The following is a 16,215-nucleotide window of genomic DNA, read 5'->3' as shown; positions in this document are numbered from 1 at the left end:
GGGACGACCGGGCGCGCACCCGGCCGTCCCCGACGGCGTACGGCATCCGGCTCAGGCCAGGTGGCCGCCGATCTTCGTGTAGCCGCGCAGCAGGTCCCGGGAGATGATCAACCGTTGCATCTCGTCGGTGCCCTCGAAGATCCGGTAGAGCCGGACCTGCCGGTACCAGCGTTCGATCGGCAGCTCCCGGGTGTAGCCCATGCCGCCGTGGATCTGAAGCACCCGGTCGACCACCCGGTTGACCATGCCGGCGCCGTAGAGCTTGCCCATCGACGAGGCGTGCCGGGGGTCCAGCCCTTGGTCGACCGTCCACGCGGAGCGCAGCACCAGCCAGCGTGCCGCCTCCAACTCGGTCTCCGAGTCGGCGATCATCCACTGGATGGCCTGGTTGGTGCCGATCGTCGCGCCGAACGTCTCCCGGGTGTTGGCGTAGTCGATGGCCATCTGCAGGACCCGCTCGGCGATGCCGATGGCGTGCGACGGGATGGTGTAGCGGCCCTTGCCGATCCACTCCATGCCGAGCGTGAAGCCCTGCCCGATCTCGCCGAGGATGTTGCGGTGCGGCACGCGGACGCCCTCAAAGATCAGCGACGCCGGCCCGCCCTCGCCCATCGTCTGGATGAACTCCGAACGCCAGCCCATCGACCGGTCCACCAGGAACGCCGTGGCGCCGCCGTTGCGGGCGCCCTTCTCCCGGTCGGTCACCGCGACCACGATGGCGAAGTCGGCGTCGTGGCCGCCGGTGATGAAGGTCTTCTCGCCGTCGAGGATCCAGTCGTCGCCGTCGCGGCGAGCGGACAGCCGGATGTTGGCCGCGTCCGAACCGGCGCCCGGTTCGGTGATCGCGAAGCAGGAGCGGCGCTCGCCCTCGATGGTCGGGATGAGAAACTCCCGCTTCTGCTCCTCGGTGGCGTGGAACAGGATGTTGTCCGCCTCGCCGCCGAAGCGGAACGGCACGAACGTGCGGCCCAGTTCGGTCCAGATCAACGACTGGAGGACGGCCGGCAGGTTCATCCCCCCGTACTCTTCCGGTGTGGCCAGGCCCCAGAAGCCGAACTTGCGCGCCTTGAGTTGCAGTTCCCGCACCTCGGAGTGGTCCAGGCCCGGCTGGTGCGCCCGTTCCCGGCGGAGCACCTCCGCCTCCAGGGGCATCACCTCGCGGGTGATGAACGCGCGCACGGTGTCTCGGACGGCGCGTTCCTCGTCGGACAGTGCGAAGTCCACGGTTCCCCCTCGGTCGGCGTGGCGGTGCGCCGCTGCGGGACGCAGCGGTCACACCTAAACTAGCGGTGTAAGTTTTCATTCGTCCAGACCCCACGACCCGAGACCCTCAAGGAGCGCAGTGCCCCGACCCCGCCAGCCCCGGCTCACCCGGCAGCTGATCGTCGAGAGCGCCACCGCGCTCATCGACGCCGAGGGCCTGCCCGCCTTCTCCACCCGCCGGCTCGCCGCCGAACTGGGCGTACGCGGGCCGTCGCTCTACAACCACTTCGCCACCAAGGACGAGATCCTCGACGCGGTCGCCGACACCGTCACCGGTGCTGTCGACACCAGCGGCTTCGTCAGCCGGGACTGGGTCACCGCGCTGCGGGACTGGGCCTGGTCGTACCGGCGGGCGCTCACCGCGCACCCGAACATCGTGCCGTACCTCGCGCAGGGGCCGGGTCGTCGACCGGCCGCCCTCGCGATGGCCGACGCGGTCTACGGCGGGCTGGTCCGGGCCGGCTGGCCGCCGGCCCGCGCCACCCACATCGGCGCGGCGTTGCGCTACTTCGTGGCCGGGTCGGCGCTCGGCTCGTTCGCCCGCGGTTTCGTCGAGGACCCGGAGTTGTACGCGGCGCACTACCCGCACCTGCGCCAGGCGCACCGGCTCGCCGAGCATCAGCAGAGCGTCGACGAGGGCGCCTTCGCCCTGGGCCTGGACGCCCTGCTGCACGGGCTGGCCGCCGAGTACGCCCGCACCGTCGACCCGGTGGAGTCCGCCGGGCCCACCGGGTAGCGTCCAAACTCCCAGCGCTAGTTTCATCGCCCATCGCCCACCCTCGAAGGGACGACATGGACCTCGCCGCCGCCCCGCCGTCGCAGTTGCCCGACCCCCTGCGCCTGCGGCGCCACCTGCACGTCGACGGGGAGTGGACGTCGCCCGCCGGCACCGACCTGATCGACGTGGAGAACCCGAGCACCGGGGAGCTGATCGGGCAGGTGCCGGCCGGCACCCCGGCCGACGTGGACCGCGCCGTGGCCGCGGCCCGCGCCGCGTTTCCCGGCTGGTCGGCCGCCGCCCCCGCGCAGCGCTCCGCTCACCTCGACCGGCTGCACACGGCGCTCGCCGCCCGGGCCGACAATCTCGCCCACACCATCGCCGGGGAGCTGGGCGCGCCGCTCAAGCTCGCCACCCGGGTGCAGGTCGGGCTCCCATTGACAGTGCTGCGCGACCATGTGGCGCTCGCCGCCCGGGAGCCGGTCGAGGAGCACATCGGCAACTCCCTCGTCGTCCGCGAGCCGATCGGCGTGGTCGGCGCGATCACGCCGTGGAACTACCCGCTGCACCAGGTGATGGCGAAGCTCGCCCCGGCCCTGGCCGCCGGTTGCACTGTGGTGCTCAAGCCCAGCGAGCTGACCCCGTTGACCGCGTACCTGCTCTTCGACGCGGTCACCGAGGCCGGTCTGCCGCCGGGGGTGCTGAACCTGGTCCCCGGCACCGGGCCGGTGGTCGGTGAGGCGCTCGCCGGGCACCCCGACGTCGACCTGGTCTCCTTCACCGGCTCCACCGCCACCGGCGCGCGGATCATGCGGCTCGCCGCCGACCGGATCGCCCGGGTCGCGCTGGAGCTGGGCGGCAAGTCCGCCAACGTGATCCTCCCGGACGCCGACCTGGCCACCGCCGTCAAGGTGGGCGTCGGCAACGCCCTGCTCAACTCGGGTCAGACCTGCACCGCGTGGACCAGGATGCTGGTGCACCGCGACCGGTACGACGAAGCCCTCCACCTGATCGCCACGGCGGTGGCCGGCTACCGGCTCGGCGACCCGTTCGACCCGGCGACCCGGCTCGGCCCGTTGGTCTCCGCCGCCCAGGCGCAGCGGGTGCGTGGCCACATCGACCGGGCCGTCGCCGACGGCGCCCGGCTGGTCGCCGGTGGACCGGACGCGCCGGTGCCGGCCCGGGGGCACTTCGTCGCCCCTACCGTCTTCGCCGACGTGCACCCCGACAGCGCGCTCGCCCAGGAGGAGGTCTTCGGGCCGGTGCTCGCCGTCATCCCGTTCGCCGACACCGACGAGGCGGTCGCCATCGCCAACAACTCGAAGTACGGGCTGGCCGGCGCGGTCTGGTCCGCTGACACGGACGCGGCGCTGGCGGTGGCCCGGCGACTGCGCACCGGCGCCGTCGACATCAACGGTGCCCCGTTCAACCCGCTCGCCCCGTTCGGTGGCTACAAGCAGTCCGGCCTGGGCCGGGAGTTGGGCGTGCACGGGCTGGCCGAGTTCTGCGAGCTGAAGGCGATCCAGCGATGACCGGCGGCGAGCTGTCCCCGGCCGCGCCGGGCGGCGGCACCGAAGCGGCGTCCGCGCCGGTCACGGTTCGCGCGCTGGTCGCGCGCGGGTCGGGTGCCGAGCTGCGGGTCGAGCGGGTACGCCTGCCCGCGCCCGGCCCCGGCGAGGTGCGGGTGACGATCACGGCGGCCGGTGTCTGCCACTCCGACCTGTCCATGGTCAACGGCACCCTCGCGGCGAGGTTCCCGCTGGTGCTCGGGCACGAGGCGACCGGTGTGGTGGCCGAGACCGGGCCGGGCGTGCAGGTGGCCGTCGGCACCCCGGTGGTGCTCAACTGGGCACCGGCGTGCCGGGCCTGCTGGTGGTGTCGGCGCGGCGAGCCGTGGCTCTGCGCCGCCACCACGGCCCCGACGGTGGCGCGTGGCGAGACCGACGACGGGGTCCCGCTGCACCTGACCCTCGGCCTCGGCGCTCTCGCCGAGGCGGTGGTGGTACCCGAGCGTGCCGTCATCCCGATCCCGGCCGGGCTGCCACCCGAACAGGCCGCACTGCTCGGCTGCGCGGTGCTCACCGGCGTGGGTGCGGTCCGGAACACCGCCCGGGTGACGCCCGGCGAGTCGGTGGCGGTCGTCGGGCTCGGTGGCGTCGGGCTCGCCGTGCTCAGCGCGGCCCGCCGGGCCGGTGCCACCACGATCCTGGCCGTCGACGTCGCGGAGGCGAAGCGGGATCTGGCGCTGGCCGCCGGGGCCACCGACTTCCTGCTCTCCGACGATCGGCTCTCCAAGGAGGTACGGGCGCGCACCGAGAGCCGTGGCGTCGACCACGCCTTCGAGTGCGTCGGCCGGGCGGCCACCATCCGTGCCGCCTGGCGGCTCACCCGTCGCGGCGGAGCGGTGACAGTGGTCGGGATGGGCGCGAAGGACGACATGGTCAGCCTCGGCGCGCTGGACATCTTCCACTCGGCGCGCACGCTGCGCTCCTCGGTGTACGGATCGTCCGACCCGGATCGGGAGGTGCCGATGCTGGCCGCCGAGCTGGCCGACGGCGCACTGGATCTGGGGGTGCTGGTCAGCGGCACGATCCCGTTGGACGAGGCGCCCACGGCGTTCGACCGGCTGGCCCGGGGCGAGGGCGCCCGCTGGGTGGTCACCCTCAGCTGACGCCGGTCACAGCCGGGATTTCAGGACGTCGACCTCGCAGCCTGGTGCGAACGGGTCGAAGCCGTGCGCGACGAGCCAGCGGATCGCCAGCAGGCTGCGCGCTGACCACCAGCCGCGGATGACGTCGAGGTCGACGTCGGCGCGGTAGCCGGCGAGGACGTCGGCGAGGCGTTCCTCGTGCCCGAGCGTCAGGGTGGCGAGGTCGAAGAGGGCGTCGCCCCGGCCCGCCTCGGACCAGTCGATCACACCGGTGATCTCGTCGCCGTCGACGAACACGTGGGTGATCTGCAGGTCGCCGTGCGTGAACACCGGGGTCCACGGTCGGAGCGCCGCCTCGGCGACCCGACGGTTGCGGGCGACCAGGTCGGTGGGGAGGACGCCGTCGCGGACGAGCCACTCGCACTCGGCGTCGAGCTGTGATGTCAACTCGGCGCGGTCGCGACCGGGCCACGGCGGTAGCGGCGCGTCGTGCAGCTTTCGAACGGCGGCGCCCACTGCGGTCCACGCCGCCGGCGACGCGGTCGACGGCTCGCCGAGGCGGCCGAGTGCCGTACCGGGCAGGGCGGCGAGCGCGAGCACTGGCGGCTGGCGCCAGAGGACCTCGGGAGTCGGGACCGGCGCGATGGCCATCGCCTCGACCTCGACGTCGGTGCGCCCCGAATCAGCGTCGATCTTCAGGAACACGTCGCCGATGCGCAGGGTGGCGCGTTCCTGATGGGCTACGACCACCTTGACCTCCGGCACACCGGCCATTGTGGTGACCCGACCATCGGGATTCGACTGATTTTCCACGGGAGGCGGTGGTGGCCAGGTGCCCGGGGCCGACCCGGCGACCGCGGTGACGAGAGTCGTGCGACTGGTCGGAAGTCCGCGCCGGCGCTGAGGTTGCATCAGGCGCTATACCTAGCAGTACTATGCATCGTACTTCTAGGTTTGGGGCGGGAGGTTTCATGAAGGTCGCCAAGGACCTGGTCGCCGCCTCGGCGACCCCGATGGTGCTCGGCATCCTGGCCGAGGGCGAGAGCTACGGCTACGCCATCCTCCGGCGGATCAACGAGCTGTCCGGGGGTGAGCTGGACTGGACCGAAGGGCTGCTGTATCCGTTGCTGCACCGACTTGAGCGCCTCTCCTATCTGGAGTCGAGCTGGCAGTCGGTCGCCGGTGAGCGCAAGCGCAAGTACTACCGCATCACCGACAGCGGCCTGGCCGAGCTGGCCGAGCAGCGCCGGCAGTGGGACACGGTGGTGGGCGCGCTCAAGGAGATCTGGCAGGACCGCGCGCCGCTGACGGTGCCCCCGTTGGGGGGCCTGGCATGACGGCACCCGACGGCCCGCAGGAGTTGGAAGCGCAGTTCGCCCAGTGGCGCCAGTACGTGCTCCGCCGCCGGGAGTTGCAGGCGGTGGACGCCGACGAGTTGGAAGACCACCTGCGCGGCTCCGTGGACGAACTCGTCGCCGCCGGCCTGAGCCCCGACGAGGCGTTTCTGGTCGCGGTGAAACGGATGGGCAGCCTCGACGAACTCTCCCGCGAGTTCGCCCGGGAACACTCGGAACGGTTGTGGAAGCAGTTGGTGCTGACCGGCGACTCCGCCGGCCCGGCCGACGGCCCCCGCGCCCGGCGGGACCTGTGGGTGATGCTCGCCTGCGCGGCGGGCGCGCTGGTGTCGGTCAAGGTGCCGGTGCTGTTCGGGCTGAGCTTCGGCGAGGACGGCGCGTTCTACGCGCGGAACTTCACACTGTTCGCGTTGCCCTGGCTGGCGGCGTACCTGGCCTGGCGTCGCAGCGCCCGACGGCCGGTGATCGCGGCACTCGCGGTCCTCTTCGCTCTCGGCGCGGTGGCGGCCAACGCCTACCCCCTGGCGGACGACTCGCAGTCAGTGGTCGTCACCAGCGTCCACCTTCCCATCGCCCTGTGGCTGGTGGTCGGCCTGGCCTACGTCGCCGACGACTGGCGCTCGTCGCGTCGGCGCATGGACTTCATCCGGTTCACCGGCGAGTGGTTCATCTACCTGGTGCTGATGGCGCTCGGCGGCGGCGTGCTCGCCGCGTTCCTGTTCAACACCTTCGCGGCCATCGGCATCGTCCCGCAGGAGTTCGTCTCGCAGTGGCTGCTGCCCGGTGGCGCCGCGGCCGCCGTCGTGGTGGCCGGGTGGCTCGTCGAGGCCAAGCAGAGCGTCGTCGAGAACATCGCGCCGGTGCTCACCCGGTTGTTCACCCCGCTCTTCACTGCCGCCCTGCTCGCCTTCCTCGTCGCTGTCGTCTGGACCAGCCACGGCATCGACGTCGAGCGTGAGGCGCTGCTCCTCTTCGACCTCCTGCTGGTCGTGGTGCTGGGGCTGCTGCTCTACTCACTGTCGGCCCGCGATCCGTCGGCCCCGCCCGGCCCGTTCGACAAACTCCAACTCGCGCTCGTGGTCAGCGCGTTGGCCATCGACGTGCTGGTGCTGATAGAGATCACCGGGCGCATCACCGACGACTACGGCGGCACGCCCAACCGGGCGGCGGCGCTCGGCGAGAACGTGATCCTGCTGGTCAACCTCGCGTGGTCGGCGTGGCTCCTGCTGACCTTCATCCGCCGGCGTACGCCGTTCGCGGCGCTCGAACGGTGGCAGACCGGTTACCTGCCGGTGTACGCGGCGTGGGCCTGGATCGTGGTGCTGGTGTTTCCGCCGCTGTTCAGCTTCGCCTAGTCGGCGAGCGACCAGCCGCGAACCGGGGCCGGCCCTCCCGCCACGGGTGGGCCGGCCCGCTGTCACTTGCCGGTGACGATGCCCGGGTTGATGCACAGCCCCGGGTTCGCGCCGTTCTTCTCCGCGATCTCCAGGCAGCGGGTCACCTTGTCCACCTTCGCGTTGGTCTCGGTGATCTGCTTGGAGATCTCGGCGTTCTTGCGGTCCTGCTCCAGGTTGCGGGTCTGGGCCAGCTTGTCCTGGAACGCCTTGATGTTGCCCTCGGTCTTGTCGTCGTGGTTGACCCGGGTGATGGTCACCGAGAGGATGTCCACGTCGCTGGCGAGGCGGGTCTCCGCGCTGGTCTTGATGTTCGCGGCGAACGGCTTCAGGTCGACGTTGAGGTCACCGGTCTGGGCGTCGATCTTCTCCAGCGGGTTGTACGCGGCGAAGGCGTCGTTCACCGCGCTGTCGAGCTGCACCCCCACCCGCTGACCGCGGAAGCTGCCGAAGTCGCCCTTGTAGTCCATGAACTGCTTCGGCGCGTTCTCCGGCTTGACCTGCCATTCGACGAGCACCTCGACGCAGGCGTCGGCGAGGGTGCCGGTGCGCACGCGTACGCAGTTGTTGCCGCCGATGTGGTCGTACTTCTGCCGGCCCGCGTCCCACTCGCCGACCTTCTGCCAGGGCGCCACCCACTTCAGGCCCGATCCGGTCACCTCGCCGGTGGGCTTGCCGAAGCTGGTGACGATGCCGACCGAGCGGATGGGCACCGAGTGGGCGCTGGAGGCGATGCCGACCACCAGGGTGAGGGCGAGAAGGCCGAGCGCCGCGAGGGCGGCCGTCCGCTTCAGCGGCTTGGCCGAAGCGACGAGGGCGACGACGGCGCTGACCGCCAGGGCGACGGCGAAGACGATCGCCATGGTGAAGCCGACAGGCATGGGGTGAGGACCTTCCGCTGAGCTGTGTGGATCATCAACGTACGAGGGCAGGTCAAGCCGGTGGTCCGGGGGGACCGGCCTGGTGACCGGCCTCGCCGTGCCGCCGTCGCGGGGCGACGCGGCCGATATCCCTCCGGCCGGATGCCCGTCGCCGGCGAATCCCACGACAGCGCATCCACCGCGCGCCGTTTCAGCGAACCATCGGGTAGGAAACGTCTACCCGGGGGTACGTGTGGTGCTGAGCGCTCCGATGCCGGCGGATGCCGTGGAGGTCGCGTACAAGCGCGTCTGTCTGGCGGCTGAGGACCTGGACAGTAACCGTGTCGCCACTGTGCTGCTGGAGATGGCGCACGCGTGGGGCGTCGAGGCGCTCTGGGAGCAGGTCTGCGGGCCGCTGCTGGCCCGGATGCCGGGGCGGACCGCCGCCGAGATCGCCGTCGAGCACGCCCTGAGCGAGGGTGTCCGGGTTGGGATGGACGTGTACCGCCGGGAGCCCGGCCGGTCCCTGCCCGCGGGCGGGGTGTTGCTGGCCGGCGCCGAGCAGGAGGCGCACTGCCTCGGGCTGCACGCCCTCGCCGCCGCGCTGCGCGAGCAGGGTCGCGGCTGTCTGAATCTCGGCCCCGCGCTGCCCTGGGGTGCGCTGGCCAGTGCGGTGCACCGGGCCCGACCCCGCACCGTCGTGCTCTGGTCGCAGACGCCGCTCACCGGCCGCGCGTACCGCCTGCTGCGCTTCGCCCGGGACTTCCCGCGCCTTCGGGCGTACGGCGCGGGGCCGGGCTGGATCGAGCCGCTCGGCAAGCCGGCCGTGCGGCTCGGCACGTTGGCGGACGCCGTCGCCGCCTGCCTGGCTGTCGCGCCGGGACGTGACGCCCACCACATACGATACGGATCGGTCCCGTATCGTTAATGCGCGTCGTAGGCTGACTCGCGTTACGAGTCTGACCCGTATCGTATTTCGTCGCGGGTGACCAGCGTGGGGGGAAAGCCAGGAATGGAACTACAGAACAACACCGGACACCCGAGGCGGTGGGCGATCCTGGGGGTGCTGGTGATCAGCCTCCTCGTGGTCGTCCTCGACAACACGATCCTCAACGTCGCCCTGCGCACCCTGGCCGACCCGGTGCACGGCCTCGGCGCCAGCCAGGGTGAGCTGGAGTGGTCCATCAACTCCTACACCCTCGTCTTCGCCGGGCTGCTGTTCACCTTCGGCGTGCTCGGCGACCGCGCCGGCCGCAAGCGCTTCCTGATGATCGGTCTGTTGGTGTTCGGCCTGGCGTCGCTGCTCTCCGCGTACGCCCAGAGCCCCGGACAGCTCATCGCGGCCCGCGCCCTGATGGGGGTCGGCGGCGCGGCCATCATGCCGGTGACACTGTCGATCATCTCCAACGTCTTCGACCCGCGTGAGCGCGGTCGGGCCATCGGGGTCTGGGCCGGCGCTGTCGGCCTCGCCGTGGCGATCGGCCCGATCCTCGGCGGCGCGCTGCTGGAGCACTTCTGGTGGGGTTCGGTCTTCCTGATCAACGTGCCGGTGGTCGCCGCGGGCGTGGTGCTGGTGGCGCTGCTCGTCCCCGAGTCGCGTGACCCGCGCCCGGGCCGCATCGACGTGCTCGGCGTTCTGCTCTCCGTGGTCGGCCTGGTCGCCCTCTCCTACGGCATCATCGACGGCGGCGAGCACGGCTTCGGCCGCCCGCTGGCCTGGGGCTCGATCCTGGTCGGCGTCGCGGTGCTGGCCTGGTTCGTGCAGCACGAGCGGCGCAGCGACCACCCGTCGCTGGACGTCCGGCTGTTCAAGGTGCCCCGGTTCGCCGCTCCGGTCGCCATCGTCGGCCTGGTGTTCTTCGCCGCGATGGGCTCGATGTTCTTCGGATCGTTCTACCTGCAGCTCGTGCGTGACTACAGCCCGTTGCAGACCGGTCTGCTCTTCCTGCCCTTCGCCGGCGCCCAGCTGGTCTTCGCGCCGCGCAGCGCCACGATGGTCCGCCGCTACGGCGGGAAGGCCGTCGCCGCCGTCGGGTTGGTGCTGACCGCTGTGTCACTCGGCGCCTTCGTCTTCATCGGCGCCTCCACCCCGATCTGGATCGTGCTGCTCGTCTTCCTCATCCAGGGCGCCGGGATGGCCAACATCATGCCGCCGGCCACCGAGTCGATCATGTCGGCGCTGCCCCGGGAGAAGGCCGGGGTGGGCTCCGCGGTCAGCAACACCATCCGCCAGGTGGCCGGCGCGCTCGGCGTTGCCGTCCTCGGCTCGGTGCTCTCCGCTGTCTACCGCAGCGACATCGGTGACGCGCTGACCGGCCTGCCCACGCAGGCCCAGGACGCGGCCAACGAGTCGATCTCCGGGGCGTACGCGGCGGCGGGCCAGCTCGGCCCGGCGGCGCCGGGGCTGATCTCGGCGGCCAACGACGCCTTCGTCACCGCCATGCACTGGGCGGCCGGGCTCTCCGCGGTGATCGCCGCGCTCGGGATCATCGTGGTGCTGCGCTGGATGCCGGGCAAGGAGGAGACCAGTGTCGCCCCGGTGACGCCGGTCGCCGAGCCCGAATTGGCCGGCACGGCCTAGGTGCGGGAAGAATGGCGGACATGACGTCCACTGCTGATGCTCCGCGGTCGCCCGGGCGACCGCGGAGCATCCGCGCCGACGAGGCGATCATCGAGGCGACCCTCGACCTGCTCGCCGAGGGCAGCACCATCGAGGCGCTCTCGATCGAGGCGATCGCCGCCCGCGCCGGGGTCGGCAAGGCCACCATCTACCGCCGCTGGGCCGGCAAGGACGCGTTGCTGCTGGACGCGTTGCGGCGACTCAAGGGCGTCCTGGCCCAGCCGGCCGGGCACTCGGTCCGCGACGACCTGGTGCTGCTGGTCGGCGCGATCGGCAAGAACGTCGACCCACGCGCGGCGAAGATCATGCCCTGTCTGGTGCCCGCCGTGAACCGCAGCGCGGACCAGTACCAGCTCTACCAGAACATCATCGCGCCCCGGCGAAAGCTGATGCGCGAGGTGCTGCGACGCGGCATCGACGAGGGCGCGCTCCGCGCCGACATCGACGTCGAGGTGACGATGGCGCTGCTCACCGGCCCGATGCTGATCCAGCGGGTGCTGCAGTGGAATCCGGACCTGGACGAGCAGACCCTGCCCGAACGGGTCGTCGACGCGGTGCTGGAGGGCATCCGGGCCCGCTGACGTCGGCGGCCCCGGTGCCCGCCGGCCGGGTGGCGGTCAGCGGGGTGCCCGCTGACCAGGCGTCTACGGCTCGGGCTGCACGGCGGCGCGGCGGTCCGGGCTGCACGGCGGTCCGGGCTGCACGGCGGTCCGGGCTGCACGGCGGCGCGGCGGTCCGGGCGGCACGGCGGCCCGGCGGTGCGGTCAGCCGGCCGGCGCGCGCAGGCGGTGCAGACGCAGCGCGAGCTGCACCTCCAGCGCCCGCTCGGGGCGCTGCCAGTCGACGCCGAGCAACTGCCCGACCCGCTCCAACCGCTGGGTCACCGTGTTGACGTGCACGTGCAGTTGCTCGGCGGCCCGGGCCAGGCTGCCACCCACCCCGAAGTACGCCTCCAGCGTCTTCACCAGCGCCGTGCCGCGGCGGGCGTCGTAGTCGAGCACCGGGCCGACCGTGGCGGTGAGGAACTCCGTCACGTCCTTCTCACCGCGGTCACCGACAGTGCCCAGCAACAACCCGACGAAGCCCAACTCCACGGTGCTCGCGCCCTGCCCGGCACGGCCCAACGCACCCAACGCCGTCAGGCACCGGTCCGCCTCCTGAAACGTCACCGCCAGCGCCGCCGGCGTGTTCGCCGGGCCACTCGCCCCGGCGGTCACCGGGCGGCCGGTCACCCGGGACAGGTCCCGGGCCACCGCGCGGGCACTGCCGCCCGCGTCCGAGCCCGGCAACATCAGCACCACCCGGCCGTCGCGGGCCGCCGCCAGTCCGCCGCGCGCCGAGGCGTACGTGGTGGCCCAGGAGAGCACCCGCTGCCGAGCCGAACCGGTCGCGGCGATCGCGTCGTCACCCACCGCCACCAGCACGTGCGGCGCGTCCAGGTCCACGCCGAGCCGACGGGCCCGGCTGCGCAACGCGTCGGTGTCGCGCAGCGGGCGGGCGATCAGGTCGTCCAGCAGCTCGCCCCGCACCCGCCCCTCCGCCTCCGCGACCGTCCGGCGGAACAACAGCAGCAGCGCGGTCACCAACGCGGCCCGCTCCAGGATGCGCTGGTCGGCGTCGACCAACTCGTCGTCCGGGCGCAGCACCAGGGCGCCCAGGTTCTCCGCGCCGGCCACCACGGCGGCGTACCAGAGCGGGCCCCGGCGGACGCTGCGCCCCTCGGTCCGGGACGCGGCCACCGCCTCCACGATGTCCGCGCGGTCCGGCTCCTCGATCTCACCCACCCGGGCCAGCAGGCGGCCCTCGGCGTCCAACGCCAGCAGCGCGCCGCCCAGCACCTCGGTCACCGCCGCCGCCACGTCCTCCACCCCACCGCCGCGCAGCACCAACGCGGTCATCCGGTCGTGGGCCGCCGCCGCCCGCTCCACCGAGCTGCTGTGCGCCCGGATGGTGGTGTTCGCCGCCGACAACTCGGCCAACGCCGAACGGGTCTCGGCCAGCAGCCGGGCGGTGTCGATCGCCACCGCGGCGTGCGCGGCCAGCGACACCAGCAGCGTCACCTCCTCCCGGACGAACGGCCGGGCCGAACGGTTGGCCGCGTAGAGCACCCCGATCGAGGTGGAGCCGAGCCGCAGCGGCACCCCGAGGATCGCCACCAGACCCTCCTCGCCCACCCCCGCGTCGATCTCGCCGGTGTGGTGGAAGCGGGCGTCCTCGCCGTAGTTCGCGGTGACGTACGGGGCGCCCGACTGGGCCACCAGGCCACCGAGGCCGGCACCCATCGGCAGGCGCAGCCGCTGGAAACGGGCCGAGACCGACCCGTCGGTCACCCGCATGTAGGTGTCGCCGCGTTCGTCGTCGTTGAGCGTCATGTACGCCACGTCCGCGCCGAGCAGGTGACGGGCCCGGTGCACGATCGCCCGCAACACGTCGTCCAGGTCGCGCAGCCCGGCCAGGTCGCTGACCGTGTCGTACAGGCCGGACAGCTCGCTCTCCCGGCGGCGGCGGCGCTCCAGCAGCGCGCGGACCCGCAACGCCACCGCCCTGGCCTGCTCCAGCTCGGCCAGGCGCTCCGGCGGCAGCCCGGCCGCCCGCGCGGCCACCAGTGGTCCCTCGAACTCGACGGCCGCGGCCTCTCGGGCGAGCAGCTCCAGGAACTCCACCGGCGATGACATGGTCGACATTGTGCTCAGCCCCACTAGTTGGCCGTCCAGCCCCCGTCGAGGGCGATCGACGCTCCGCTGATGAACGCCGCCGGCGGCGAGCAGAGGTACGCCAGCAGTTCGGCCACCTCCTCCGGCTCGATCAACCGCTTGATCGCGGCCCGGGCCAGCATGATCTTCTCGACCACCTCGGTCTCGTCGATGCCGTGACTGGCCGCCTGATCGGCGATCTGGCTCTCCACCAGGGCGGTGCGCACGTACGCCGGGTTGATGCAGTTGGCGGTGACCCCGTGCGCGGCGCCCTCCAGCGCGACCACCTTCGACAGCCCTTCGAGGGCGTGCTTGGCCGAGACGTACGCGGCCTTGTAGGGCGAGGCCCGCAGCCCGTGCACCGAGGAGATGTTGATGACCCGCCCCCAGCCCTGGGCGTACATGTGCGGCAGCGCCCGGCGGATCAGCAGGAACGGCGCCTCCACCATCACGCGCTGGATGTACTCGAAGCGCTCGACGGGGAAGTCCTGCAACGGCGCCACGTGCTGGAGCCCGGCGTTGTTCACCACGATGTCCACGTCCGCGTCGAGGGAGTCCACCGCCGCGGCGTCGGACAGGTCGACCCCCTCCGCCCGGCCCCCGGCCTCGGCGGCCACCGCCTTCGCCGCCTCCAGGTTGCGGTCCACCACGAGCACCGTGGCGCCGGCCGCGCCGAGCCGCAGGGCACACGCCCGCCCGATGCCGCCGCCGCCCCCGGTGACCAGGGCGGTCCGACCGGTGAGGTCGACCTGTACGACGTGGGGGACCACCACGGGTTCTGCCGTCATGGCGCAAGAAGTTACGAGCTGTGTGCCCCCCGGCACATGGGCCGGCGACACATACTCCGCACCGAAGCTGTGTGGCCCGCCCGCCCCTCCTGACCCACACGCGCCCACCGCCCTCGTCGCGCCGCACTGCGTCAGGCTGCGCCGGGCCGCGCCGGGCCGTGCCGCGCCGGGCCGGGCCGCGCCGTGCCGGGCCGGGCCGTGCGCGCCGGGCCGTGCCGCGCCGGGCCGCGCCGGGCCGCGCCGGGCCGCACCGCGCCGCGCAAGATCGCGCAATATCCAGGATGTAGTGGGCATCCCGGCGTTCCGTTGCCACTACATCCTGGATCGAGCGTGACCTTGCCGGCGTCGACGTTGCGATTCGCGCCCGATCGGCCGCCGAAGCGTCTGAGGCAGCGACATCCGGGAGGTTGCTCGGATCTTGGCGCGTGGCGCGGGGCGCGTGGCGCGGGGCGCGCGCGGTGCGGGGTGCGGGGTGCGGGCTCGCGGCGGCGTGAGTGCGGGGTGCAGGCGTGGGTGTGGGTGTGGGACGCGCGGGGCGTGAGTGCGGGGTGCGGGCGGGCGTGGGGTGCGAGGCGTGGGGTGTGGGGCGCGGGGGGCGTGTCCCGTGGGGCTGGTGGGAAGGGCGCCGGTTAGGGTGTCGAACACACGTACTGCTGACGGTTGGGGAGGGGGCGGCGTGCGCGTGCTCGGTGTCGACCCGGGTCTGACCCGGTGCGGGGTGGGTGTGGTCGAGGGTGTGCCCGGCCGGCCCTGCACCCTGGTCGCCTACTACGTGGTCTACACCGACCCGGCCGACGACTTGGCGCTGCGCCTGTTGCACCTGGACCGGTCGCTGACCGAGTTGGTGGCCGAGCACCAACCGGAGAGCGTCGCCGTCGAGCGGGTGTTCAGCCAGCACAACGTCCGCACGGTGATGGGCACCGCGCAGGCCAGCGGCATCGCCGTGCTGGCCGGGGCGCGGGCCGGGCTGCCGGTGCAGACGTACACCCCGAGCGAGGTGAAGGCGGCCGTGACCGGGTCCGGTCAGGCCGACAAGGCGCAGATGACCGCGATGGTGACCCGGCTGTTGCGGTTGGCCGAGCCGCCGAAGCCGGCCGACGCCGCCGACGCGCTGGCTCTGGCCATCTGCCACGTGTGGCGCGGCGGGACCCGCTCCAAGCTGGCCGCCGCGGCCGACCGGGCACGACGAGGAGGAGCACGATGATCGCCAGCGTGCGCGGCACGGTGACCGCGACGGGTCCGGACCAGGCCGTGATCGAGGTCGGTGGGGTCGGGCTCGCCGTGCACTGCGCCCCGGGGACCCTCGCGGAGCTGCGGGTCGGCCAGGTCGCCCGGCTCGCCACCAGCCTGATCGTGCGGGAAGACTCACTGACCCTGTACGGCTTCGCCGACGACGACGCCAAGTCGCTGTTCGAGCTGTTGCAGACCGCCAGTGGGGTCGGCCCGCGGCTGGCCCAGGCGGTGCTGGCGGTGCACACCCCGGACGCGGTTCGCAAGGCGATCGCCAACGCCGACACCGCCGCCCTGACCCGGGTGCCCGGCATCGGCAAGAAGGGCGCGGAACGCCTGGTGCTGGAGCTGCGCGACCGGATCGGCCCGGTGCCGATCGGCGCCGACGGGTCGGCCGGGGTGACTCGTGGCAGCTGGCCGGAGCAGGTCCGGCAGGCCCTGGTGGGGTTGGGTTGGACGGCCGGCCAGGCCGATCAGGCGGTGGCCGCGGTGGCGGAGTCGATCGAGGGTGAGACCCCGCCGGTGCCGGTGCTGCTCAAGCAGGCCATCCGGCTGCTGGGTCGGACCCGATGAGCGCGAGGAGTGAGCCGGGTTTGCGAGCCCCGCAGTCGCGATTGAAGGCAGCCCGATGAGCGCGAGGAGTG

At 72.6% G+C, this 16,215-nt stretch carries 15 protein-coding genes; 10 read left to right on the top strand and 5 right to left on the bottom strand.

Translation table 11 applies throughout. The features are described from left to right. Positions 1–51: 51 nt before the first annotated feature. The gene (locus ACX27O_RS20760) at positions 52–1,224 is read right to left on the bottom strand and encodes an acyl-CoA dehydrogenase family protein (protein ID WP_030336937.1); all 1,173 of its coding nucleotides are present in this window, start codon (positions 1,222–1,224) and stop codon (positions 52–54) included. Positions 1,225–1,342: 118 nt separating this feature from the next. On the opposite strand from ACX27O_RS20760, the gene ACX27O_RS20755 reads away from it, so the two are divergent. The 3 genes from ACX27O_RS20755 to ACX27O_RS20745 are packed head-to-tail and all read left to right on the top strand — an operon-like array spanning position 1,343 to position 4,652. Further along, entirely contained in the window at positions 1,343–1,999 is a 657-nt protein-coding gene (locus ACX27O_RS20755) for a TetR/AcrR family transcriptional regulator C-terminal domain-containing protein (protein ID WP_210858711.1), read from the top strand. A 56-nt stretch (positions 2,000–2,055) separates the two neighbouring features. Further along, positions 2,056–3,513, top strand: a complete 1,458-nt coding sequence (locus tag ACX27O_RS20750) for an aldehyde dehydrogenase family protein (RefSeq protein WP_458939931.1) — start codon at positions 2,056–2,058, stop codon at positions 3,511–3,513. Continuing rightward, positions 3,510–4,652 carry an alcohol dehydrogenase catalytic domain-containing protein gene (locus ACX27O_RS20745; protein WP_081884075.1) on the top strand — a complete coding sequence of 381 codons (1,143 nt, stop codon included), beginning with the start codon at positions 3,510–3,512 and terminating at the stop codon, positions 4,650–4,652. Before ACX27O_RS20750 ends, ACX27O_RS20745 begins: the two co-directional genes overlap by 4 nt. A 6-nt stretch (positions 4,653–4,658) precedes the next feature. Here ACX27O_RS20745 and ACX27O_RS20740 read toward each other — a convergent pair whose 3' ends face one another. Continuing rightward, positions 4,659–5,405 (bottom strand): phosphotransferase family protein, encoded by a 747-nt coding sequence (locus ACX27O_RS20740; RefSeq protein WP_458939930.1) that lies wholly within the window; start codon positions 5,403–5,405, stop codon positions 4,659–4,661. A gap of 197 nt (positions 5,406–5,602) precedes the next feature. On the opposite strand from ACX27O_RS20740, the gene ACX27O_RS20735 reads away from it, so the two are divergent. Both ACX27O_RS20735 and ACX27O_RS20730 read left to right on the top strand, forming a co-directional pair. Continuing rightward, a complete protein-coding gene (locus ACX27O_RS20735; protein ID WP_030336945.1) occupies positions 5,603–5,968 on the top strand; it encodes a PadR family transcriptional regulator in 366 nt (121 codons plus the stop codon). Continuing rightward, positions 5,965–7,341: a permease prefix domain 1-containing protein gene (locus tag ACX27O_RS20730; protein WP_387222531.1), complete on the top strand. Its 1,377-nt coding sequence runs from the start codon at positions 5,965–5,967 to the stop codon at positions 7,339–7,341. The genes ACX27O_RS20735 and ACX27O_RS20730 overlap by 4 nt, the downstream gene beginning before the upstream one ends. Positions 7,342–7,403: 62 nt before the next feature. Here the strand turns inward: ACX27O_RS20730 and ACX27O_RS20725 are convergent, their stop codons facing one another. Continuing rightward, a complete protein-coding gene (locus tag ACX27O_RS20725; RefSeq protein WP_030336949.1) occupies positions 7,404–8,261 on the bottom strand; it encodes an SPFH domain-containing protein in 858 nt (285 codons plus the stop codon). Positions 8,262–8,496: 235 nt separating this feature from the next. Between ACX27O_RS20725 and ACX27O_RS20720 the strand changes: the two genes are divergently transcribed. The 3 genes from ACX27O_RS20720 (at position 8,497) to ACX27O_RS20710 (ending at position 11,441) form a co-directional block, all read left to right on the top strand. Continuing rightward, complete coding sequence (locus ACX27O_RS20720) at positions 8,497–9,168, top strand: transcriptional regulator (RefSeq protein WP_458939929.1); 672 nt, start codon at positions 8,497–8,499, stop codon at positions 9,166–9,168. A gap of 84 nt (positions 9,169–9,252) precedes the next feature. Beyond that, entirely contained in the window at positions 9,253–10,821 is a 1,569-nt protein-coding gene (locus tag ACX27O_RS20715) for an MFS transporter (RefSeq protein WP_030336952.1), read from the top strand. Positions 10,822–10,832: 11 nt separating this feature from the next. Further along, on the top strand, positions 10,833–11,441 hold the full coding sequence (locus tag ACX27O_RS20710; RefSeq protein ID WP_030336954.1) for a TetR/AcrR family transcriptional regulator: 609 nt from the start codon (positions 10,833–10,835) through the stop codon (positions 11,439–11,441). Between the two features lie 183 nt (positions 11,442–11,624). Here ACX27O_RS20710 and ACX27O_RS20705 read toward each other — a convergent pair whose 3' ends face one another. Beyond that, positions 11,625–13,544: a helix-turn-helix domain-containing protein gene (locus ACX27O_RS20705; RefSeq protein WP_030336956.1), complete on the bottom strand. Its 1,920-nt coding sequence runs from the start codon at positions 13,542–13,544 to the stop codon at positions 11,625–11,627. 14 nt (positions 13,545–13,558) lie between these two features. After that, a complete protein-coding gene (locus tag ACX27O_RS20700; protein WP_030336958.1) occupies positions 13,559–14,341 on the bottom strand; it encodes a 3-hydroxybutyrate dehydrogenase in 783 nt (260 codons plus the stop codon). A 676-nt stretch (positions 14,342–15,017) separates the two neighbouring features. Here ACX27O_RS20700 and ruvC point away from each other — a divergent pair. Both ruvC and ruvA read left to right on the top strand, forming a co-directional pair. Further along, a complete protein-coding gene (ruvC, locus tag ACX27O_RS20695; RefSeq protein WP_030336959.1) occupies positions 15,018–15,545 on the top strand; it encodes a crossover junction endodeoxyribonuclease RuvC in 528 nt (175 codons plus the stop codon). Beyond that, positions 15,542–16,144 carry a Holliday junction branch migration protein RuvA gene (ruvA, locus tag ACX27O_RS20690; RefSeq protein ID WP_030336961.1) on the top strand — a complete coding sequence of 201 codons (603 nt, stop codon included), beginning with the start codon at positions 15,542–15,544 and terminating at the stop codon, positions 16,142–16,144. The genes ruvC and ruvA overlap by 4 nt, the downstream gene beginning before the upstream one ends. The last annotated feature ends 71 nt before the right edge of the window (positions 16,145–16,215 follow it).

This window comes from Micromonospora sp. SD19 (genome assembly GCF_054462275.1).
This window is presented reverse-complemented; position numbering and strand designations above follow the sequence as displayed.

Coding starts and splice junctions, on each gene's coding strand:
- ACX27O_RS20750 (WP_458939931.1), top strand. CDS start 2,056: ATGGACCTCGCCGCCGCCCCGCCGTCGCAGTTGCCCGACCCCCTGCGC.
- ACX27O_RS20745 (WP_081884075.1), top strand. CDS start 3,510: ATGACCGGCGGCGAGCTGTCCCCGGCCGCGCCGGGCGGCGGCACCGAA.
- ACX27O_RS20740 (WP_458939930.1), bottom strand. CDS start 5,405: ATGGCCGGTGTGCCGGAGGTCAAGGTGGTCGTAGCCCATCAGGAACGC.
- ACX27O_RS20735 (WP_030336945.1), top strand. CDS start 5,603: ATGAAGGTCGCCAAGGACCTGGTCGCCGCCTCGGCGACCCCGATGGTG.
- ACX27O_RS20730 (WP_387222531.1), top strand. CDS start 5,965: ATGACGGCACCCGACGGCCCGCAGGAGTTGGAAGCGCAGTTCGCCCAG.
- ACX27O_RS20725 (WP_030336949.1), bottom strand. CDS start 8,261: ATGCCTGTCGGCTTCACCATGGCGATCGTCTTCGCCGTCGCCCTGGCG.
- ACX27O_RS20715 (WP_030336952.1), top strand. CDS start 9,253: ATGGAACTACAGAACAACACCGGACACCCGAGGCGGTGGGCGATCCTG.
- ACX27O_RS20710 (WP_030336954.1), top strand. CDS start 10,833: ATGGCGGACATGACGTCCACTGCTGATGCTCCGCGGTCGCCCGGGCGA.
- ACX27O_RS20705 (WP_030336956.1), bottom strand. CDS start 13,544: ATGTCGACCATGTCATCGCCGGTGGAGTTCCTGGAGCTGCTCGCCCGA.
- ACX27O_RS20700 (WP_030336958.1), bottom strand. CDS start 14,341: ATGACGGCAGAACCCGTGGTGGTCCCCCACGTCGTACAGGTCGACCTC.
- ruvA (WP_030336961.1), top strand. CDS start 15,542: ATGATCGCCAGCGTGCGCGGCACGGTGACCGCGACGGGTCCGGACCAG.